Origin of the sequence: Mesorhizobium sp. B2-6-1 (assembly GCF_006440475.1) — a bacterium.
Taxonomy (GTDB): Bacteria; Pseudomonadota; Alphaproteobacteria; order Rhizobiales; family Rhizobiaceae; genus Mesorhizobium.
In genome coordinates, this window is the sequence record NZ_VFUH01000001.1 from 38,506 (window position 1) to 59,494 (window position 20,989).

Consider the following 20,989-nt stretch of genomic DNA (forward strand, 5'->3'; position numbering starts at 1 on the left):
TCGCTTCGGGCCGACCAAAGCCCGAAAAGCAAATGAAACCGCCACGGCATGCCCTGCCGGGCGGTTTTCTTGGAACGGCGGTCCTATACGTCAAAGCAGGCGACTGTGCAACACCCACCGCGCCGCGCGTTTCCCCGAACGCCCGGATGCGGCGCCCGGTCCTTCATCAGGGGAGCGTAAACAACACCGGCAACATACCCGACTGCTGGGCGCCGTCGATCAGTTCGAAGGCCGGCAGCGCGATGAGGAACACCAGGCCGTCGAGAAGCGTGGTCAACAGCAGGCGCGGCTTGAAGCTGCCGGTGTCGCCTTCCTGGTAGAGGGAAAGCTTCGGAAAGAAGCGCGGCACTCTTGCCAGATAGGCCTGATAGGGCTCGCCGAGCGCTTCCTTGAGGAATTTCTCCTCGCGCAGGATGACGATATGGAAGGCGCCCGCACACAGGACAGCGAACAGAATGATGCCGGAGAACGAGCCGATCTGCGCGCCGACGCCGGCCGCGGCCACAGTCGAGAACACATAGAGCGGGTTGCGGGTGATCGAATAAGGCCCGCCCGTCACAACTTCGGAAGATTTGCGCCCACCTATGTAGAGCGTCGACCAAAGGCGGCCGCAGATACCCAGGAAAATCAGCAGCACGCCGAACATCTCGATCGTTTCATGCATCGCCGTATCAGGCGGAAAGCTCGATTGCCCGAACAGCAGGGCTGCGAACAGCACCACCACGAGCACGGCAAGCACCAGCCTGCGCGTGCGCTGGTAGCTACCCAGCCCGTATTTGAGTTTTTTGTCCAAGGGAGGAATCCGATCGTCGAGAACTTAGCCGGCGACCGCAGCTATGGCCGAGAAATGGGCGTCCCGCCGATCGCCGGGACGCCCTGTAGCACAATTCAGGCGGAATTGGAGCGCGTCGGTCGCGCTAACCTTATCGTGATCTAGCGCGGCGCCAGCACCATCATCATCTGGCGGCCTTCGAGCTTCGGCTCCGCCTCGACCTTGGCGATGGTAGCCACTTCCTCACGCACCTTGTTCAGAAGCTGCATGCCAAGCTCCATATGCGCCATCTCGCGGCCACGGAAGCGCAATGTCAGCTTGACCTTGTCGCCTTCCTCGAAGAAGCGGCGCACCGCCTTCATCTTGGTCTCGTAGTCGTGGCTGTCGATGTTCGGGCGCATCTTGATCTCCTTGATCTCGATGACCTTCTGGTTCTTGCGCGCCTCGGCCGCCTTCTTCTGGTTGGCGTATTTCAACTTGCCGAGATCGAGGATTTTTACGACGGGCGGCTGCGCGTTGGGCGATATCTCGACGAGATCGAGCCCTGCCTCTTCGGCGAGCAGCAATGCGTCGTTGATGGAAACATCGCCACGGTTCTGGCCTTCGGCGTCGATAAGCTGGACCCGGGGAACCCGGATGTCACGATTGGAGCGCGGCCCATCCTTGGTCGGCGCCGCTGCTTTGAAAGGTCTGCGAATGGTCGTGGTCTCCTTGGCCGTTTCGTTCTGGATTTGCAGGTGTTGATATGTGGACGCGCCAATGTGGTGAGCGCGCGGGCGGAGTCAATAGCACAGCATTGACAGAAAATCACCTGATCGCTGCCTGCACCAAACAAAGAAAGATCACGAGCACTTTTCGCCACACCACCGGCTGTGTCACAAGACCTGCGCTGAAAGACGGCGCGAGGAAAAAAGCCATGACTGCCACACCGCCAACCTTTCTGGATGTCGACGGATTGAGCATCGCGGTGCGCCATATTGCGGGCGCGACGCCTGGCATCGTCTGGCTCGGCGGCTACAAATCCGACATGCTGGGCACCAAGGCCGAAACGCTTTCGGACTGGGCGGCAAAAGAAGGACGTGCCTTCCTGCGCCACGATTATTCCGGCCACGGCGAATCCGGCGGCGCCTTTGCCGACGGCACGATCTCAAAATGGCTTTCGCAAAGCCTGGCCGTGTTCCGGCATTTCACCAGCGGCAGCCAGATCCTGGTCGGCTCGTCGATGGGCGCCTGGATCGCCCTGCGCATGGTGCAGGAATTGCGCAAGGCAGGCGACGCAAGCGTCGTCGGTCTGGTGCTTCTGGCGCCGGCGCCGGATTTTACCGCAGAACTGGTCGAACCGGTGCTGACCAAAGCGCAGAAGCGCGACCTTGCCAAAAAAGGCTTCTTCGAGGAGCCGTCGGACTATTCCACCGAGCCCTACATCTACACGCGCGCGCTGATCGAGGATGGGCGCGACAACCTGGTCATGACAGGCCCGCTCGACACGCACTGCCCCGTACACGTCTTGCAGGGCCTGGCCGATCGGGACGTGCCGTCGAGCCATGCGCTGAAGCTGGTCAGCCTGCTGCCGGCCGACGATGTCACGCTGTCGCTGATCCCGGACGGCGACCACCGGCTGTCGCGGCCGCAGGATCTCGACATGCTGGTGCGGGCGGTCGGCGACATGGCTGCGCGGGGCAAGTGACGATGCGCCTTTCCATCCCGATCTCAGCCTTCGTCGCGGCCATCGTCGGCTTCGGCGGCACGCTGGCCATCGTCATTGCCGCCGCCCACGCGGTCGAGGCCACGCAAATTCAGACCGCGAGTTGGGTGACCACGATCTGCCTGGCCATGGCGGTCGAAAGCCTGTGGCTGTCCTGGCGAACGAAAATGCCGGTCATCACCGCCTGGTCGACGCCGGGCCTGGCGCTGATGGCGGCGTCGAGCGGTTTTTCGATCGGCGAGGCCGTCGCCGCCTTCATCGTTACCGGCATTCTTTTGGTCGCCACCGGGCTGTTCCGGCCGCTGACGAAACTGATCTCGGGGATACCGCCCTCGGTCGCTTCAGGAATGCTGGCCGGCATTGTCGTCACCTTCGCGCTTAATGCGGTCAAAACTGTTCCCGCCGATCCCTGGCTGATCCTGCCGTTGATCGCCGCCTTCTTCGTCATCCGCCTGTTCAATCCGGCGCTGTCGGTGCTGGCAGTGCTGGTCGGCGGCGGTCTCGCCGCGTTTCTCACCGGCCGCGTCGGCGGTTTGCCCACTCCTGAACTGTCGACGCTCACTCTGATCGCGCCTGTGTTCACCGCCAAGGCGATAATCGGCCTGGCAGTACCGCTCTACCTGGTCACCATGGCTTCGCAGAACCTGTCGGGCCTCGCCGTGCTGCGCGCCGCCGGCTACCACCCGGAACCCGGTCCGCTGATCGGCATCACCGGCCTGTTTTCGCTGCTTTCGGCGCCGTTCGGCGGCTCGACCACCAATCTGGCGGCAATTTCGGCGGCTATCTGCACCGGGCCCGACGTTCATCCAGACCCCACCGAGCGCTGGAAGACAGGGCCGTTCTATGCCCTTGCCTACCTGATCTTCGCGATTTTCGGCGCCTCCCTGGTGGCGATCTTCGCCGTCCTGCCGCAGAGCCTGATCGTGCTGGTTGCGGGTCTTGCGCTGATGGCCTCGCTGGCCAACGCGCTGGCGATCGCGCTCAAGGACGAAAGCGAGCGCATGGCCGCCACCGTCACTTTTGTCGTCACCGCCTCCGGGCTGACCTTGTTCGGCGTCGGCGCCGCATTCTGGGGACTGATTGCCGGGCTGGTCGTGCTTTTCCTCGATATGCTCAAAAAGCGATAATCATTTCAGCAGCTTGTCCGGTTTTAGCCGACATTGTCTTGAATCGCCGTTTTTGCCTTCCCATTTCGATTCCACGCAGCCGGTCCTGGCTGTCTCCAACCGAAGGAATGGGAGAAAATGAACACATCTGCATTGATCCGCCCGGCCTGGACGCCGGCAACCATCGCGTTGATGGTGATCGGCTTCATGGTGTTCTGGCCGCTCGGCTTCGCCATGCTCGCCTACATCATCTGGGGCGACCGGCTCGAGGGCTTCAAGCGTGACGTCAACCGCGCGACCGACGGCATCTTCGCCGGCTGCCGCCGCGGTTCCGACAAAGCCGCGCGCTGGGGCCACGGCTCCGCCCGGACCGGCAACGTCGCGTTTGACGACTGGCGCGAAAAGGAGCTTGAACGCCTGGCCGAGGAACGCCGCAAGCTCGACGATATGTTGACCGAGTTCGACGACTACGCCCGCGAATTGCGTCGCGCCAAGGACCAGGACGAGTTCGATCGCTTCATGGCGAACCGCAACAAGTCGACCGCTCCGGCAAAGAGCGACCCGAGCACAGGCACGACCTCCACCAAGCGTGGCAAAGGCTCGAACCTGCTTGACGACTGAGGCCGAGCGACAGGCCCGATCGTGAAAAAACGGCGTCGCGCGAGCGGCGCCGTTTCTTTTTTGTTCTATTCGTTTTTCTCGAATCGCGTATCGTCCGGCCATGACCCTCGGATTCTTCCGCAATCTGACGAAGCCCAAGCCCACGCCTGTCGTGGAGCGAGAATACTGCGTTGCCGGCCGCACGCTGCCGCTCAAGATCGTCGAGAGCGCCAGGGCGCGGCGTCTGACGCTGCGCATCGATTCCGGCGGCCAGGGCCTGCGTATCACCGTGCCGCCGGGCCTGCGCCGCGGCGAGGTGGAGCGGTTCCTCGATCGTCATCAGGACTGGCTGGAGCAGCGGCTGGCCAAGGTGCCAACGCGGCCGCAGGTACGGCCCGGCATCAAGATCCCCATACGCGGCGTGCCGCACCGCATCGTGCATGAGCCGTCAAGGCGCGGCACCGTCACCGTGTCGCGCGACGAACGCGGCCCGCTGCTGATCGTGCATGGCGAGCGCATCCACCTGCCGCGCCGCATCGCCGATTTTTTGAAGCGCGAGGCCAAGAAGGAGATCGAGAAGCTGGTGGCCAGGCACACCGAGGCGCTTGGCAAGCGCGCCAAGGCGATCCGCTACAAGGACACGTCCAGCCGCTGGGGCTCGTGCACTTCCGAAGGCAATTTGTCCTTTTCCTGGCGCATCATGATGGCGCCGCCACCCGTCATCAACTACCTCGTCGCGCATGAAGTAGCGCATCTGAAAGAGATGAACCACGGCCCGAAATTCTGGAAATTGTGCGAAAAGCTCTGTCCCGACACCGACCGCTGCAAGGACTGGCTGAAGCGCAATGGCGGCGCCCTGCAGGCGATCGTTTTCGAGTAGCGCAATGAAGCGTCGTACGGCGCCAGAAAATAAGCTTTTCCGCGGTGATGCTTCACACCTCCGGTCCCGCCAGCGTCTACGTTCTTACTGGGCGCACGAACTCAATCGTCATTCGCGGCGTTGAGTTCTTCAGGCCGCAGCCCTTCTTCGCCATGATGCGGCCACGGTAAAAAATTCCGGTCGAAGGCGTCGGTGTCGAAGTAGTCGAGCGCCCGATGCGCCTCGGCGCCGTTGAAGGCGGCCTTGTCCATCAAATGCGCGATCACCTCGCGCGCCTGCGCGATCTTCTGCCTGAGTTCGGCAACGGTTCTGTCAGTCATGATGTTCTCCCGCCTTGCATGCTTTCCCATGATAGGTAGCGCCTTTGGCCCTGCCGGCAAACAACATGCTTTTTCTCGACTCTGCCTCGATTTCATGTCAATTCCCGCGCCATGGCACTCGACGTCAAAATCTGCGGCTTGAAGACCGACCAGGCAATGGCCGCGGCGCTGGCCGGCGGCGCCAGCCATGTCGGCTTCATTTTCTTTGCCAAGAGCCCGCGTTACATCGAACCGGCTGCAGCCGGGCGGTTGCGCGAAGCGGCGCGCGGCAAGGCTTTGGCGGTTGCCGTTACCGTCGACGCCAACGACACCTTCCTGGACGACATCATCGACAGCATGCGCCCGGACATGCTGCAGCTGCACGGCTCGGAAACGCCCGAACGGGTGGCCGAACTGAAAGCCCGCTATGACCTGCCGGTCATGAAGGCGCTGCCGCTCAGCGAAGCCGCCGATCTCGAGCGCATCAAACCGTTCGTCGGGGTCGCGGACCGGTTCCTGTTCGACGCCAAGCCGCCGAAGGGCTCCGAGTTGCCGGGCGGCAATGGCGTTGCGTTCGACTGGCGCATCCTGACCGGCCTTGACGCCGGGCTCGATTACATGCTTTCCGGTGGGCTCAACGCCGCCAATATCGGCGATGCCCTTCGGCTTGCCAGCCCGCCCGGAATTGATATTTCCTCCGGCGTGGAAAGCGCGCCGGGCATCAAGGATCCGGCGCTGATCGAGCAGTTTTTCCGGGCCGTCAAGGCAGCGCGAGACGACCGCGCCGCCTGACCGGCTCAAACCCGAGCATGTCCCGAAAGTGGAAAACGGCTTTCGACAGGACATGCTTAAGAAAATCGAGATGCCAGGAGATCGGCGATGAACAAGCCGGCGACACTCAATTCCTTCCGCACCGGACCCGACGAACAGGGCATGTTTGGCATTTTCGGCGGTCGTTTCGTGGCCGAAACGCTGATGCCGCTGATCCTCGACCTCGAACGGCACTGGAACGAGGTCAAGGACGATCCGGATTTCAGGGCCGAGCTCACCGATCTTTCGACCCATTATGCGGGGCGGCCGTCGAAGCTTTATTTCGCCGAAGGACTGACCAGGCATCTTCGTGAAGTTTCCTCGGCGAAGGGCCTCGGGGGCGGCGCAAAAGTCTATTTCAAGCGCGAGGACCTGAACCATACCGGTTCGCACAAGATCAACAATTGCCTCGGCCAGATCCTGCTGGCCAAGCGCATGGGCAAGACGCGTATCATCGCCGAGACCGGCGCCGGCCAGCATGGCGTGGCCTCAGCCACGGTCGCTGCCCGTTTCGGCTTTCCCTGCGTCGTCTACATGGGTGCCACCGACGTTGCCCGCCAAAGCCCCAACGTGTTCCGCATGAAACTGCTCGGCGCCGAAGTGCGGCCGGTGACCGCTGGCCACGGCACGCTGAAGGACGCCATGAACGAAGCCCTTCGTGATTGGGTGACCAATGTCGAGGACACTTATTACCTGATCGGCACCGCGGCCGGCCCGCACCCTTATCCGGAGCTGGTGCGCGACTTCCAGTCAGTGATCGGTTCGGAGGCGCGCGCGCAGATTCTCGAACAGGAGGGCCAGCTGCCCGACACCATCATCGCCGCCGTCGGCGGCGGTTCCAATGCCATCGGCCTGTTCCATCCGTTCCTCGACGACAAGGATGTCCGTATCATCGGCGTCGAGGCTGGGGGGCGTGGCCTCGACGGCATCGAGCACTGCGCCTCGATGAACGCCGGCGCGCCGGGCGTGCTGCATGGCAACCGCACTTATCTCCTGCAAAATGCCGACGGCCAGATCATGGACGGCCATTCGATCTCGGCCGGCCTCGATTATCCCGGCGTCGGCCCGGAGCATTCCTGGCTGCGCGATTCTGGCCGCGTCGAATATGTGCCGATCCTCGACGACGAGGCGCTGGAGGCCTTCAAGCTGACCACACGCGTCGAAGGCATCATCCCGGCGCTCGAATCGGCGCACGCTATCGCCCATGCGGTGAAGATCGTGCCCGCCATGGACAAGGACCAGATCGTCATCGTCAACCTGTCCGGCCGCGGCGACAAGGACGTGCATACGGTGGCTTCGATGCTGGGCATGGAGATCTGATCATGGTGACCCGCATCGATCGCCGCATGGCAAAGCTCAAGAACGAAGGCCGCCCGGCGCTCGTCACCTATTTCATGGGCGGCGACCCGGACTATCAGACCTCACTGTCGATCATGAAGGCGCTGCCAATGGCCGGCGCGGACATCATCGAACTCGGCATGCCGTTCTCCGATCCGATGGCCGATGGCCCGGCGATCCAGGCCGCGGGCTTGAGAGCACTGAGAGGCGGCCAGACGCTGGTCAAGACGCTCAAGATGGCGGCTGACTTCCGCACCGGCGACAATGAGACGCCGATCGTTCTGATGGGCTACTACAACCCGATCTACATCTACGGCGTCGACCGCTTTCTCAAGGACGCATTGGCCAGCGGCATCGACGGGCTGATCGTCGTCGACCTGCCGCCTGAGATGGACGAGGAGCTGTGCATCCCGGCGCTGAAAGCCGGCATCAACTTCATCCGGCTGGCGACGCCGACCACCGACGACAAGCGCCTGCCCAAGGTGCTGCAGAACACGTCCGGCTTCGTCTATTACGTGTCGATGACCGGCATCACCGGTTCCGCGCTGGCCGACACCGGCAAGGTGGCTGCGGCGGTCAAGCGCATCAAGGGCCATACCGATCTGCCGGTCTGCGTCGGCTTCGGCGTCAAGACCGCCGAACAGGCGCGCGTCATCGGCGCCAATGCCGACGGCGTCGTCGTCGGCACCGCGATCGTCAATGCGGTCGCCAATGTGCTGGGGCCGAAGGGCGAAAAGACCGCCGACCCGGCCGAGGCCGTCGCCACGCTGGTCAGCGGCCTCGCGCAGGGCGTGCGGTCGGCCCGCCTTGCTGCCGCCGAATAGTTTTCCTACCTCAGGTCTTGTGCACGTCGCCATCCCGGGCGGCATGCGCTGGATCGGTTTGCCGTTTCACGGAAACGCCGAACCGCTCTATCTTTTTGCTTTATCGCAATTCCGGTCGGAAAACCGGTTCACACTTTTCCTGGAATTGCTCTAACTCTTCGTCAGGACAGGAGCCGAAGCGATGAACTGGATCACCAACTACGTTCGCCCGAAGATCAATTCGATGCTCGGCCGGCGCACCGACATGCCCGAGAACCTGTGGATCAAGGATCCCGAGACCGGGGAGATGGTGTTCCACAAGGATCTGGAATCCAACCAGTTCGTCATCCCGTCTTCGGGCCATCACATGAAGATCTCGGCCAAGGAGCGGCTGAAATACTTCCTCGACGACGGCAAATACGAACAGCTCGAAAATCCCAAGGTCATGCTGGACCCGCTGAAATTCCGCGACGAGAAGCGCTACACCGACCGGTTGAAGGACGCCAAGGCCAAGACCGGCCTGGAAGATGCCATCGTCAACGCGCTGGGCACCGTAGAAGGCCTGCCGGTGGTGGTGACGGTGCAGGATTTTGCCTTCATGGGCGGTTCGCTCGGCATGGCCGCGGGCGACGCCATCGTTCATGCCTTCGAGGTGGCCGTGCAGCGCAAGCGGCCGCTGATCCTGTTTGCCGCTTCCGGCGGCGCGCGCATGCAGGAAGGCATCCTGTCGCTGATGCAATTGCCGCGCACCACGGTTGGCGTCGACCGGCTGAAGGAAGCCGGCCTTCCCTACATCGTCGTGCTGACCAATCCGACGACCGGCGGCGTCACTGCCTCCTACGCCATGCTGGGCGACGTGCATATAGCCGAGCCCGGCGCACTGATCGGCTTCGCCGGACCGCGCGTCATCGAGCAGACCATCCGGGAAAAACTGCCGGACGGCTTCCAGCGCTCCGAATATCTGATGGAGCACGGCATGGTCGACATGGTGGTGTCGCGACTGGAGATGCGCCGGACCATCGCGCGGCTCTTGAAGATGCTGCTCAAGATGCCGGAAGAGCACAAGCCCCTGGAGCCGGAAATCCTGCCGCCGGCGGTGGTCGCGACGGAAGCACGGCCGCAGGCCTGACGCGACACTCTTTGCCGCGAACCGCGATTGCGCGCGATCCATCGCGCGCTTAGGACTCTTACATGACCACGCTTGCCGCCGACCGTGAAATCGAAGCGCTGATGGCGCTTCACCCGAAAGGCTTCGATCTTTCGCTCGACCGCATTTCACGGCTGCTGGAGCGGCTGGGCAATCCTCAGGACTTGCTGCCGCCGGTGATCCATATCGCCGGCACCAACGGCAAGGGCTCTTGCGCCGCCTTCTCGCGGGCGCTTCTGGAAGCGTCCGGCCGGCTCGTGCACGTGCACACCTCGCCGCATCTGGTCAGCTGGCACGAGCGCTACCGGCTGGCGGCCGATGGCGGCGGCAGGCTGGTCGAGGACGATATCTTCGCCGAGGCCATCGCCCGCGTCGCCAAGGCCAATGGCGGCGAGAAGATCACCGTTTTCGAGATCCTCACCGCCGTCACCTTCATCCTGTTTTCGGAGCATCCGGCCGATGCCGCCATCGTCGAGGTCGGTCTCGGCGGCCGCTTCGACGCCACCAATGTCATCGCCAGGCCGGCTGTCTCGGTGATCATGCCGGTGTCGATGGACCACGAAGCCTATCTCGGCGACCGCGTCGAACTGATCGCCGCCGAGAAGGCCGGCATCATCAAGCGCGGCTGCCCGGTGGTCATCGGGGCGCAGGAAACCGAGGCGGCGCAGCAGGTGCTGATCGAAACCGCCGAGCGGCTCGGCTGCCCGACCCTGGTCTATGGACAGGATTTCCTCGCCTTCGAGGAGAACGGCCGCATGGTCTATCAGGACGATGATGGCTTGATGGATCTGCCGCCGCCGCGGCTGCCCGGGCGCCACCAGTTCGCCAACGCGGCCGCCGCGATCGCCGCCGTCAAGGCAGCCGGCTTCGAGATCAGCCACCGTGCCGCCGAGAAGGCGATGACCACTGTCGCCTGGCCGGGGCGGATGCAGAAGCTGTCGCAAGGCAGGCTGACGGAACTGGCGCCGAAGGGCGCCGACATCTGGCTCGACGGCGGCCACAATCCGGGCGCCGGCGTGGTCGTCGCCGAGGCGCTGGCCGAGCAGGAAGAGAAGAACCCCAGGCCGCTTTTTCTCATCTCCGGCATGATCAACACCAAGGACCAGAGCGGCTATTTCCGCGCCTTCAATGGCCTCGCCCGGCACGTCTATACGGTGCCGGTGAGCCTGAGCGACGCCAGCGTGCCGAACGACGAACTGGCGGCCCGCGCCACGGAGGCCGGGCTTACGGCCGAGCCGGTGAGTTCCGTCGCCAGCGCGCTGATGTTGCTGCGCGACACCTGGGACGGCCCGCCGCCGCGAATCCTGATCGGCGGCTCGCTCTATCTGGCTGGCGCGGTGTTGGCGGAGAACGGCACGCCGCCGACGTGACGCTTCCAGTATCTGCGCCTAACTAACCGGTCCAAGCCGCCGCTCAGAAGTCCCAACGCGAGATCATATCAGGCCGGTGGTGCCAGGTCGTTGGTACGGCGAAAATCAAACTTCAGGTCCTGTATGAGCCTGACGGCCTTCTCGGACGATTTCTCCAGATCGATGTCGGTGCCACTGCTTGCGCCAGGTGGGCATAGAATGTGGGCGCGGGTTCGCGACCTGCTTCACGAATCTCGTAGGATTCAAGCGCTCGCTCGACGACATCTGCTATCGAGCGATTTTCGCGACGAGCAAGTCTATGAGCCAGGTCGCGTGCTTTTGCGCTACGGACCGAGAGCTGAGGTTCGGCCATCTCAAACTCCGTTGTTGGAAGACATATATACCGGTTTCCGCTGCGGTATTCGAGGCGAACGCCGCTATTTCAGCTCGATCTCAATGAAGGCATATTCGCCCTCATTGGCGCTGATGACGTCGTGCTCGACGCCTTCCCTGCGGAAATAGGGCGCGCCTTTCTTCATTTCGGCGAAGGATTCGCCGTCCTTGGTCAGAAGCTTTACCTTGCCGTCCATCAGCGGCACGACAACATAGTCGTGGCCATGGCGGTGCCAGCCGGTGTTGTCGCCCGGCTGAAAGCGGTATTCCGTGACGATGACGCGCTCATTGTCGATGAAGACGGTGGCCTTGGCGGATCCGGTCATTTTTCCTCTCCCTGCATCTGCTTCCAGCAGAAGACATGGAGGCCCCGGACGTCAGGGCCAGAGCGGGCGACCAATGACGCCAACAAAAAGCCCGGCGCGATCGGCCGGGCTTGATGTCAGGAATTTCGGATTGATCAGGCGAGATTACCGTTGATCCAGTGCGACAGCGCGGTCTTGGGCGCGGCGCCAACCTTCACATCGGCTCTTTCGCCGCCCTTGAAGATCATCAGCGTCGGGATCGAGCGCACGCCGAATTCCGCTGCCAGTTCGGGATTCTCGTCGATGTTGAGCTTGGCGATCTTCACCTTGCTGCCGAGCTCATTGGCGATGTCTTCCAGCGCCGGCGCGATCATCTTGCAGGGACCGCACCATTCCGCCCAGAAATCCACCACGACCGGCTCCTTGGCGTCGAGCACAGCGGTCTGGAAATTGTTCTTGTCGACTTTGACGGTAGCCATGCGGAAATCCTTTCGAAATTTTTCGTCGCACCAAATGTGGTGGTTGCCGCGCCCTTCTTCAAGCAGTTCTTGTGTCACGCTCGCGTGAGTCGGGCAAGAGCGTCATCCATGGCCCGAGCCGGTAGTTCGATCAGCCGCGGCGCCTCCGTGAACAGCAAGGCCGCCGTGACTTCGCGGCCGGGATAGAGCGGCCGCAGCAAGGCGCGATAGAGCGCGAGCTGCAGCAGATAGGCGGGCGGAACCTCGCCCAGCGAGGCGGGCGCCGGCCGATTGGTCTTGTAATCGATGATGGATACGCGGTCCGGCGTCACCGCCACCCTGTCGATCTTGCCGGAAATCGAGCGTTTCGTGCCCTTGACGTCGAGGCTGCCCATGACCGCCACTTCGGCGCGCGAAGAGGGTCCGAAAAGCGGCGCGAAACGCGGATCGGCAAGGATCGCCATCACCGAGGCGACCGCCTTTTCGCACTCGCCGGCCGGCCATTGCGCGCCGGCGCGGGCGAGATAGCGTTCGGCTGCGCCCTGGCGTTCGTTTTGCGCCACGCCGGGCAGCATCTGCAGCAGTTTGTGCAGCGCCAGGCCTCGCATGACGGCGAAGCCGGGTTCGGCGTCGCCATCCAGCACTGGCGAGCCGGTGTCGATGACGCTTTCCTTGCCCTCGTCGATCAGGGCGGAGGCTCCGGATGGCGACAGCGGGCGCGGCAGGTCCTCGTATGGCGGCAGCGGCTTGAACAAGATTTCGGGCGGCGGCCCGAAGTCCCGCGTCTGCCTGGCTTCGCTCTCGGCGACCGGTGCAAACGGCGGCAATCCGGTCACCTGGAAGCGATGCACTGAGACGCCGCCGCCGGCCGGATGCGGATACTCGGCACTCTCCGGCGCCCCGACCAGGGCACGGCTGACGAGCGAATGCCAGGTGCCGGTGTTCGGCGCGCGCTTGCCATGATAACCGCAGACGATCAGCCTGTCCTCGGCCCGGGTCATGCCGACATAGAGCAGCCGCCGGTACTCGTCATCGGCGAGATCGCGCGCCCTGGCCGCGGCAGCCTTCGAAATCCCGTTGGCGACGTCGCTGGTCGAACGCCAGAGAAAGCCCTTGCCGCTCCAGTTCAGCCCCGAACCCTCGAAAGGCATCAGGCGCGGCAGGTGCTGATCGCTGAACGGAGCCGAACCGCCATCGACCAGGAAGACGACAGGCGCCTCGAGCCCCTTGGCTGCATGCACGGTCATGACGCGAACCTCGTCGCGGGTCTGGTCCATCTCGCGCTTGATTTCTGGGCCGGCGCTCTCCAGCGTCGACAGGAAGGCTTCCAGCCCGGGCAAGCCGGTCCGCTCCTCGGCAAGGCAGAAACTCAGGAATTCGTCGAGAATGTCCCCGGCTTCCGGCCCGAGCCGCGCAACCATCTTGCGGCGCACGCCACCGCGTGCCAGCAGGCCGGCATAGAATTCGAACACCGGCTTGAAGACGGCCTCGTTGGCCCAGATGTCGAGTTGAGCGGCGACCGCCGCGAGCGCTTCGCTTTGGCTGGCATGCTGGCGCAGGGACCCGGCCAGCGACAGGCCGGGTGGTCTTTGCGCGGCCAGTGTGAAAAGCATCTCTTCCGACAGATCGAAGATCGGGCTCCGCAGCACGGCGGCGAGCGACAGATCGTCCTGCGGCTGGATCAGGAAATGGCCGAGCGCGATCAGGTCCTTGACCGCGATGTGGCCGGGCAGGCTCAACCGGTCCGCGCCGGCGACCGGGATGTCACGACGTTTCAGGGCACGCGTCAGTGCATGAACGAAGCGATCGCGCTTGCGCACCAGCACCAGCACGTCGCCAGGGCGCAGCCTCTTGCCGCGGCCTTCGATGACCTCGCCATTGCCGATCCAGCCGGCAATGGTGGCGGCGACGTTTTCGGCAACCCGAACCGCCGGCGCGCGGGCATGGTCGACCGCCTGCGTCCAGTCGTCCGGCTCGTCGACGACATCGGCGCCGATGGATGGCCAGACCTCGACATAGCCCGGCGCATCGGTGCGTATCGCCTTGTGGCTCAGCGGGTCGGGGTCATGGCTGATGCCGCGCCGCACGACCGGATCGGCGAAGACACGGTCGACGGCGGCCAGAACATCGTCGGTCGAGCGGAACGACCAGGTGAGCTTCAGATCGGCGAAGGGCGCATCGGCGTCGCGCACCTTGCTTGCAAACAGGAGCCTGCTGTCGGCGAAGGAATCCGGCGCCGCTCCCTGGAAGGAATAGATCGACTGTTTTTCGTCGCCGACAGCGAAGATCGTCCGATGCGCGGTGGCTCGGGCGCCGATGCCGGCAAAGAATTCCTCGGCCAGCCGCTTCACCACCTCCCATTGGTCGGGGCTGGTGTCCTGCGCCTCGTCGAGCAGGATGTGGTCGATGCCCTGGTCGAGCTTGTATTGCACCCACGGGCCGGCATCGGGCCTGGCCAGGAGACTGACGGTGCGGGTGATCAGGTCGTTGAAGTCGAGGAACCCGCGGCCACGCTTCAACTGCTCGTAGCGGGCGACCAGCCAGTCGGCCAGCGTCAGCGCGGCGCGCGTGCCCTCCAGCATCCGGAACAGGGCGAGCCGGTCGACCGTCTCGACGATTGCGGTGGTCGCCGAGAGATAGCGCTCCGCCAGGTCCGGCAGCCGGTCGAGCAGCGCCTTCTTGAAGGCCTTGGCTGGATCGTAGACGTCGCCGTCGGCCTTCAGGAAAGCCCGCGAAAGCAGCTGCAGGCGGCGCACGGGGTCGGTTTCCGCGAAAGCCAGGCGCGCATGAGGCAAGATGTTGTTGAGCACCGTCCTGGCGTCGGCGGCCTCCGCCGCCTGGGCGAAGCCGGCAAAATAATCCGGCAGGAAGCCGGGCAGCGGCCAGATGGCGGCCGCTATGCCTTCGGCGGTCTGGCCGGGGCGGAATTGGAATTCGTCGAACAGCGTCTGGAAGTTCGGGCCGCCTCGATCGATTTCACCGATGAAGGCGCCCAGTTCGTCGCGCTTGCGGACGATCTCACCCAGCAAGGCGTCGAGCCCGGCCTCGCCACCGCGCTCGAGCACGGCGGCGAAAGCTTCGGCGAGGTTCGGCCGATCCGCCGCGCTGCCCGAAATCATTTCACGGCGCGCGGCGGCGAACAACGATGCCTCCATCTGTGGGTCGAGCATCTCGAAATGCGCGGGGATGTTGGCTTCCAGCGGGAACTGGTGCAGCACCGATTCGCAGAAGGCATGAATGGTCTGGATCTTCAGCCCGCCGGGCGTTTCCAGCGCCTCCGCAAACAGGCGGCGGGCGCGGCGCATGGTTTCGCGGTCGGGCCGGCGGCCATCGAGCGCCTCGACCCTCACCGCCAGTTCGGCATCGCCGAGCGCGGTCCATTCCGACAGGGTCGAGAACACCCGGTTCGACATGTTGGCGGCGGCGGCACGCGTATAGGTCAGGCACAGTATCTTCGACGGATCGGTGCCGCGAAGCAGGAGCCGGATGACGCGCTGGGCCAGCACATGGGTCTTGCCGGACCCGGCATTGGCCGACACCCAGGCGGAATTCCTCGGATCCGAGGCGCTGGCCTGCCTGGCGGCGGTTTCGCCGGGGATGGGATAGGCTTTCTTCATGCCTCCCCTCCCTCATCGTCCGCATCGCCGCCCGCCGACCATTCGAGCACGCGGGCGAGATGGTCGTAGTTGCCGTCGGTCTCGCCTTCGCGGAACGGCAGTGCCCGCGACAGATAGCCGGCCGCCGGATCGGCATAGTGGATGAGCAATTTCTCCAGCCGCGCCCAGGCCTCCTCGGCGAGGTCCGTGGCGGTGCGTGGCTGCCGGTTGTATTCGAGGATCGATTCCTCGAAAACCTCGCCATTCGGCTTCAGCCTGACGAAAGCCAATTGCGAGGGCTCGCGCGCGCCGAGTTCCTGGAAAGCGCCGCGCCTGAGCAACGCGCCCTCCAGCGCCAGTTGCGGCGACAGCAGCGTGTGCGCCTGGGCCTTGGAAGGCGAGGAGCCGGTCTTGTAGTCCAATATGTCGGCCATGCCGCCATGGAGAAGATCGACCCGGTCGGCATAGCCCGACAGGGTGATCCCGGATTGGCCGACCACGGTCTTGGCCGCTCGCGCCTCGGCGTGGCGCCGGGCCACGGCCCCAGCGCGGCCGCGTTCCCATTCGATGATGCTGGCGGCGAGCTTTTCGAAACGCGGCCACCAGACCGCCTCGACATCGGCGGGGAGTGCTGCCTCGGCGAAGCAGGTTCGGCCGGCGGCGAGCAGGCCGGCCAGCGCATCGGGAGCACGCGGATCGGCCACGCTGCCCGAGAACAGATGCAGGATGGCGTGGAACAGCGTGCCGCGCTCGGCCGCACCCGGGTCGCGGATGACCGGGTCGAGCGGCAGCAGGCCGAGGATGCGCCTGGCATAGACGGCGTAGGGATCGCGACGCAGCGTCTCGATCTCGGTGACCGAGAAATGGGTTGGACGCAGCGCGACCGGCGGCTTCGGCTGCGGGCGCGGCGCGAAATCCCGCCGCGGGCCGGTATCGAGCGCGCGCGCCCAGGCGATGAGCTCGTCGCCGCGTTCGGCAAGCCTGGCTGCCTGGTCCTTGCCGATATAAGTGAGAATGCGCTGCAGCCAGCGCGAGGGCACGGCGGGCGCGTCACCGGCGCGTGCGGAGCGCGACAGCACCACCTTCGCCGCCCCCATGGCCATCTGGAAATCATGCGCGGCAAGCCCAATGCGCCGTTCGGGCGGCTCCAGGTCGATGCCGGTCTTCATCAGCCGCGACATGAAGCGATCGCTTTCGGGTTTGCGCGGCCACACGCCTTCGTTCATGCCGCCGATGACCAGCGTGTCGACATTCTGCAAGCGGGCTTCCAGCGCCCCCCAGATGGCGATGTTCCTGTCTGTGCCTTGCGCCGGCTTGACCGTCTCGGGCGCGATCAGCGCGTCCATGACGTCGGGCCATTCGTCGGCGGCAAACGACAGCGGCACGGGCGCCGCGACCAGTCCACGCAACAGGTCGGCGAGCTTCTCGCCGGCATCGCCGGCATAGAGCGCGCCAAGCCCGCCATCGGCCGCACGGCCGAGATTTTCCAGCACCACGACGCTGGCCCCGACCAGCGCCACAAGACCGGCGTCGGCCTGACGGCGAAAGGCGGCAAGCGGCGCCAGCGCTTCGTTGAGACGTCCGAGCAAATTCCGCGCGCCTTCGATGGCGCGCACGGTCAGCCGGGTAAACCAGAAAGGCCGCCTGCTGTCGGCGCCGAGGTCAACCAGGCGGGCTTCGAACAGGTCCGGCAGCGACGCGATGTCGGGGCGGCCGGTGCCGCCGCGCAGCGCCACCAGTTCGATCAGTTCCGCCGCATGGCGAACGCTCGTCCGGTCCAGGCCAAGGGCAAGCAGGGGATGCTTGAGCAGCGACAGCAGGCCGACCGGGTCACCGGGACGGAACACCGCCTGCAACGCCAGGCCAAGCAGGCCGGCGGCGGGCGTGTTGGAAAGCGGCACACCACCGGAATCGTCGGCGACGACGCCGAAGCGAGCGAGCTCGACCGACACGCGGCGCGCCAGCGCACGGTCACCGGTAACGAGGGCCGCTCTTTGGCAGGGCTGCTCGACTGCGCGCTTGAGCGCGACGGCGATCCCCACGGCTTCATCGCGTTCGCTGGCTGCCTCCAGCAGGCTCACGCCGGAGAACGCCTGCTCGATGTCGGAGGGGGAAAAGCCGCTGCGCGTCTCGGCCCACAATTCGGTGGTCTCGGCCGGCCGCAGCGCTTCGCCGACGAGGGCGGCGCGAAGCGCGAGTTCATGTCCGGCCGCGCCGATCTCCTCGACATCGCCGCGCAGCACACCGATGGTGCCGATCAGCTTGGCGAGGCCGTATTGCGGATGGCCGAGCACGGCCGGACGTGCGCCCGGCGCCGTGATGGCCTGGAAAGACGGCTCATCCATCGTCCGGTCGAGGCCTGGCAGCACGATGGCTCCTCCCGCCAAGCGGGCGATTGCGGCCAGCAGCTCTGCCGTGGCGGGGATGGAGCCGGTGGAACCGGCGGCGATAACCGGCCCGGCGGGCGGATTGCGCCGCAGCCGCGCCGCTTCCAGCCGGATCAGGGCGCTGCGATGCGCGGCCGGGTTGGAGAGGTTCCGTTCCCCAAGGAATTTCGGCCAGGCTTCGGTGACGATGCCGAGGAAATCGAGCGTGACCTGCCACCATCCCGCGAGATTGCCGCTCACCAGATCGGCGAGCCGCGTCCAGTCCGTGCCTTCCGTCTCGATCTCATCCATAAGCCGGGCGAGATCGCGCGCCAGCCAGATCGCATCGGCGGCGGAGGCCGGAATGACGATCTCCTCGTCGAAAAGCGCCGCCACATGCGCCGGCAGCCGGCGTTTCCAGGCACGCACCAGCGGCGCCAGCAGCAACAGGCGTTCGGTTGCCGCGATCGGCGGCGCGAGGTCGATGGCGGCCGACGCTTCCGTCTCGAACGCGGCCTCGTCCTCATCGAACTCGCCGAGCGGCCGGATGACTGGCAGAATCGCCGAACCGCCGCCGCCCCTCGCCGACAGGCTGTCGACGAAGACGCCACGCAAGGCGCGCGCGGCGCGGCGCGTCGGCACATAGATGATGACATCGGCCAAAGCGAGCGGGTCGCCATCGAAGCGAAAGCCCGGAACAAGACGCCCGGCCAGCAGCGCCTCGGCAAGCGTCGGCAGAAACGGCGCACCGGGCGGAATGGAGAAAACGCGGCCCGGGCCGCTCATTGCAACTCGGCTAGCGCGTCGGCGACCGCCGCTTCCGCGCTGGCAATAGCGTCAGGCGTGCCGACGGTGATCCAATGGCCATGCATCGGCATGCCGGACAGCCGGCCGGCGGCGATCGCCTTGTCGAAGTAGGCGTTAAGCGAATGAGGTTCCGGCAGGGCACCCTTGAAGATGCGCGGATGGACGATCGCCGCCCCGGCATAGATCAGGCCCGCCGGATCGCCTTTGGAACGCCGCAGGGTGCCGTCCGGCGCCACCAGGAAGTCGGTGCTGCCGCAGTGTCCGGTCGCCTGATGGAGATCCGCCAGCATCAGCAGAATATCCATTTTCGCGGCATCCCATGCAAGGGCGAGACGGTTGAGATTGAGCGTTCCTTGGTCGATCCAGAAGGTGTCGGCGTTGAGGATGTAGAAGGGCTGTTGGCCGAGCTCCGGCAGCGCCTTGACGATGCCGCCGGCGGAATCGAGCAACCGCTCGCTCTCGTCCGAAATGACGATCCGCGGCGCATGGCGCGCGCCGAGATGGACGACGATCTGTTCGGGAAGATAGTGCACGTTGACGACAGCCTTGCCGATGCCGGCCGCGGCGAGACTGTCGAGGCCCCAGTCGAGCAGCGTCTTGCCGGCGATCCTGACCAGCGGCTTGGGGATCGTGTCGGTGATCGGCCGCATGCGCTTGCCGAGCCCTGCGGCAAGCACTATCGCAGTTTTGGGCACGATGGCAGTTTGGGGCACGATTGCTGCGTCCGGTATCGGTGTCACGGCGTTTGCTTCTCCAGCAGACCGTGGGCGGTATAGAATTCGCGAAGGCCGGCCAAGGCAGGATGAGACAGCGCCCGGCGCAGATAGTCGCGGATACGCGGCAGGTGCTTCAGATAATAGGGCTTGCCGTCGCGTTTTTCGAGCCGGACGAAGATGCCGAGGATCTTGGAATTGCGCTGCGCCGCCATGATCGCATAGGCCTCGAGGAATGCCGCCTCGTCAAATGGGCCGGCCGCGTGGCGGGCGGCGACATAGGCATCGAGCGTGCGTTTCTCGATGCCTGGCGGGATGGTGACGCGCGCGTCCATGGCCAGCGAGGCCACGTCGTAAGCGGCGGGGCCGATCAACGCGTCCTGGATATCGACGATACCGAGCCGGTCATGGCCGGAGCGCTCAGCGCGCCAGATGATGTTCGGCGAATGAAAGTCACGCAGCATCAGCGTGTATTGGCTGTCAGCGAGGCGGTCGAGAACCGCGTTCCACTCCTTGTGGTAGCCGACGCGCAAGGCATCGCCCGCCGGAGCGCCCGTCAGCATCGGCACGTACCAATCGACCAGCAGGTCCGCCTCGATCAGCATGGCGTCGCGGTCGAAGGGCGGCACATCGTGAAACAGGCCGGGCGCGGCCTCCATCCGGTGGGGCCAGGTCTTGCTATGCATCATGGCGAGCAGTTCGGCCGCCGCCTCATAGCGCCCGGCGACCGGCCTGCCATGCCCGTCCAGGAAACCTTCGGAGCCCAGATGTTCGAGCAGCAGGAATCCCTGGTCGAGATCCTGCGCATGGATTTCGGGAACGCTGACCCCGGCGGCGAGCAGCGCGCGGTCGATGGCGGCGAAGGCTGACACCGACTGGGCGGTGTGGGCGATGACGCCATAGGGCTTGCCGTCGCGCACCGGCGGGCCCAGCACCAGCCGCGGCGAGTTCATCAGCACCCTCGCGGCATGGCCTGGAAGCGAGACAATTTCGTAGGAGCGGGCAGAGGCATCGCCGATGAAATGGCGGCGGCTGGCCTCGCCCCATCCAGCGCCTTCGAGGAAATCACGCATGGCGAGCGACCGCGCCACCCGATCGTAGGCAGCGCCTTGCCCGGACAGTCTCGCCAATCGGCCATCGCCATGCTGGACGAGTTCGATCAGCACGGCGGTCCCAGGCAAATAACCCTCGGCCCGTTCCGGCCATTCGACAAGGGCCGCGCCTTGCGCCAACGCCTCGTCGAAGCCCAGTTCATCGAGCTCGGCTGCCGAGGACAGGCGGTAGAGGTCGAAATGATGGACCGGGATGCGCGTATCGTAGCTTTGCACAAGGGTGAAGGTAGGACTCGGCACGTCGAGACCGGCATCGTCGGCCAAGGCCCTGATCAGCGCCCGCGCCAGCGTCGATTTGCCCGCGCCGAGATCGCCCTTCAGCGCCAGGACGTCGCCGGCGCGCAACGCCAGCGCCAGATCCTCACCCAGCCGCGCTGTCTGTGTTTCGTCGGCGAGTAAACGCTCGAGCATCAATGCGGCCATCGAGTGC

18 protein-coding genes and 1 pseudogene are annotated in these 20,989 nt (G+C 65.0%); 9 read left to right on the top strand and 10 right to left on the bottom strand.

The genetic code is table 11. From position 1 onward, the window contains the following. Positions 1-166: 166 nt before the first annotated feature. Both FJ443_RS00205 and infC read right to left on the bottom strand, forming a co-directional pair. Positions 167-793 carry an isoprenylcysteine carboxylmethyltransferase family protein gene (locus FJ443_RS00205; protein ID WP_140524075.1) on the bottom strand — a complete coding sequence of 209 codons (627 nt, stop codon included), beginning with the start codon at positions 791-793 and terminating at the stop codon, positions 167-169. Positions 794-933: 140 nt separating this feature from the next. Further along, positions 934-1,470 carry a translation initiation factor IF-3 gene (gene infC, locus FJ443_RS00210; protein WP_140491142.1) on the bottom strand — a complete coding sequence of 179 codons (537 nt, stop codon included), beginning with the start codon at positions 1,468-1,470 and terminating at the stop codon, positions 934-936. Between the two features lie 218 nt (positions 1,471-1,688). Here infC and FJ443_RS00215 point away from each other — a divergent pair, with 218 nt between their 5' ends. From FJ443_RS00215 to FJ443_RS00230, 4 genes are all read left to right on the top strand, one after another. Then, positions 1,689-2,459 carry an alpha/beta hydrolase gene (locus FJ443_RS00215; RefSeq protein ID WP_140662310.1) on the top strand — a complete coding sequence of 257 codons (771 nt, stop codon included), beginning with the start codon at positions 1,689-1,691 and terminating at the stop codon, positions 2,457-2,459. A 2-nt stretch (positions 2,460-2,461) separates the two neighbouring features. Further along, positions 2,462-3,604: a benzoate/H(+) symporter BenE family transporter gene (locus tag FJ443_RS00220; protein ID WP_140662312.1), complete on the top strand. Its 1,143-nt coding sequence runs from the start codon at positions 2,462-2,464 to the stop codon at positions 3,602-3,604. A gap of 117 nt (positions 3,605-3,721) precedes the next feature. Beyond that, the gene (locus tag FJ443_RS00225; protein ID WP_140625497.1) at positions 3,722-4,204 is read left to right on the top strand and encodes a DUF2852 domain-containing protein; all 483 of its coding nucleotides are present in this window, start codon (positions 3,722-3,724) and stop codon (positions 4,202-4,204) included. Positions 4,205-4,304: 100 nt separating this feature from the next. Beyond that, positions 4,305-5,063, top strand: coding sequence for a M48 family metallopeptidase (locus tag FJ443_RS00230; RefSeq protein WP_140561794.1), 759 nt, complete (start codon positions 4,305-4,307; stop codon positions 5,061-5,063). Between the two features lie 101 nt (positions 5,064-5,164). On the opposite strand, the gene FJ443_RS00235 is transcribed toward FJ443_RS00230, so the two are convergent. After that, positions 5,165-5,383, bottom strand: a complete 219-nt coding sequence (locus FJ443_RS00235) for a hypothetical protein (protein WP_140662315.1) — start codon at positions 5,381-5,383, stop codon at positions 5,165-5,167. 111 nt (positions 5,384-5,494) lie between these two features. On the opposite strand from FJ443_RS00235, the gene FJ443_RS00240 reads away from it, so the two are divergent. From FJ443_RS00240 to FJ443_RS00260, 5 genes are all read left to right on the top strand, one after another. After that, a complete protein-coding gene (locus FJ443_RS00240) occupies positions 5,495-6,154 on the top strand; it encodes a phosphoribosylanthranilate isomerase (RefSeq protein ID WP_140491154.1) in 660 nt (219 codons plus the stop codon). A gap of 87 nt (positions 6,155-6,241) precedes the next feature. Continuing rightward, a complete protein-coding gene (gene trpB / locus FJ443_RS00245; RefSeq protein WP_140662317.1) occupies positions 6,242-7,492 on the top strand; it encodes a tryptophan synthase subunit beta in 1,251 nt (416 codons plus the stop codon). Positions 7,493-7,494: 2 nt separating this feature from the next. Further along, the gene (trpA, locus tag FJ443_RS00250) at positions 7,495-8,334 is read left to right on the top strand and encodes a tryptophan synthase subunit alpha (RefSeq protein ID WP_140554555.1); all 840 of its coding nucleotides are present in this window, start codon (positions 7,495-7,497) and stop codon (positions 8,332-8,334) included. 181 nt (positions 8,335-8,515) lie between these two features. Further along, positions 8,516-9,442: an acetyl-CoA carboxylase, carboxyltransferase subunit beta gene (gene accD, locus FJ443_RS00255; protein ID WP_140491161.1), complete on the top strand. Its 927-nt coding sequence runs from the start codon at positions 8,516-8,518 to the stop codon at positions 9,440-9,442. Between the two features lie 62 nt (positions 9,443-9,504). Further along, positions 9,505-10,830, top strand: a complete 1,326-nt coding sequence (locus FJ443_RS00260) for a folylpolyglutamate synthase/dihydrofolate synthase family protein (RefSeq protein WP_140554556.1) — start codon at positions 9,505-9,507, stop codon at positions 10,828-10,830. A 105-nt stretch (positions 10,831-10,935) separates the two neighbouring features. Here the strand turns inward: FJ443_RS00260 and FJ443_RS00265 are convergent. The 7 genes and pseudogenes from FJ443_RS00265 to tsaE all read right to left on the bottom strand — a co-directional run bounded on the left by FJ443_RS00265 (position 10,936) and on the right by tsaE (position 20,982). Next, positions 10,936-11,182, bottom strand: a pseudogene (locus FJ443_RS00265) (type II toxin-antitoxin system VapB family antitoxin). Positions 11,183-11,246: 64 nt separating this feature from the next. Continuing rightward, positions 11,247-11,528 (bottom strand): cupin domain-containing protein, encoded by a 282-nt coding sequence (locus FJ443_RS00270; protein WP_140524093.1) that lies wholly within the window; start codon positions 11,526-11,528, stop codon positions 11,247-11,249. 134 nt (positions 11,529-11,662) lie between these two features. Next, positions 11,663-11,986 carry a thioredoxin gene (gene trxA / locus FJ443_RS00275; protein ID WP_140491167.1) on the bottom strand — a complete coding sequence of 108 codons (324 nt, stop codon included), beginning with the start codon at positions 11,984-11,986 and terminating at the stop codon, positions 11,663-11,665. A gap of 74 nt (positions 11,987-12,060) precedes the next feature. Continuing rightward, positions 12,061-15,582 (bottom strand): double-strand break repair helicase AddA, encoded by a 3,522-nt coding sequence (gene addA, locus FJ443_RS00280; protein ID WP_140662319.1) that lies wholly within the window; start codon positions 15,580-15,582, stop codon positions 12,061-12,063. Further along, the gene (gene addB / locus FJ443_RS00285; RefSeq protein ID WP_140662321.1) at positions 15,579-18,713 is read right to left on the bottom strand and encodes a double-strand break repair protein AddB; all 3,135 of its coding nucleotides are present in this window, start codon (positions 18,711-18,713) and stop codon (positions 15,579-15,581) included. Before addB ends, addA begins: the two co-directional genes overlap by 4 nt. Continuing rightward, positions 18,710-19,447: a nucleotidyltransferase family protein gene (locus FJ443_RS00290; protein ID WP_281405522.1), complete on the bottom strand. Its 738-nt coding sequence runs from the start codon at positions 19,445-19,447 to the stop codon at positions 18,710-18,712. The genes addB and FJ443_RS00290 overlap by 4 nt, the downstream gene beginning before the upstream one ends. 23 nt (positions 19,448-19,470) lie before the next feature. Next, positions 19,471-20,982, bottom strand: coding sequence for a tRNA (adenosine(37)-N6)-threonylcarbamoyltransferase complex ATPase subunit type 1 TsaE (tsaE, locus tag FJ443_RS00295; protein ID WP_140662324.1), 1,512 nt, complete (start codon positions 20,980-20,982; stop codon positions 19,471-19,473). Between the last annotated feature and the right edge of the window lie 7 nt (positions 20,983-20,989).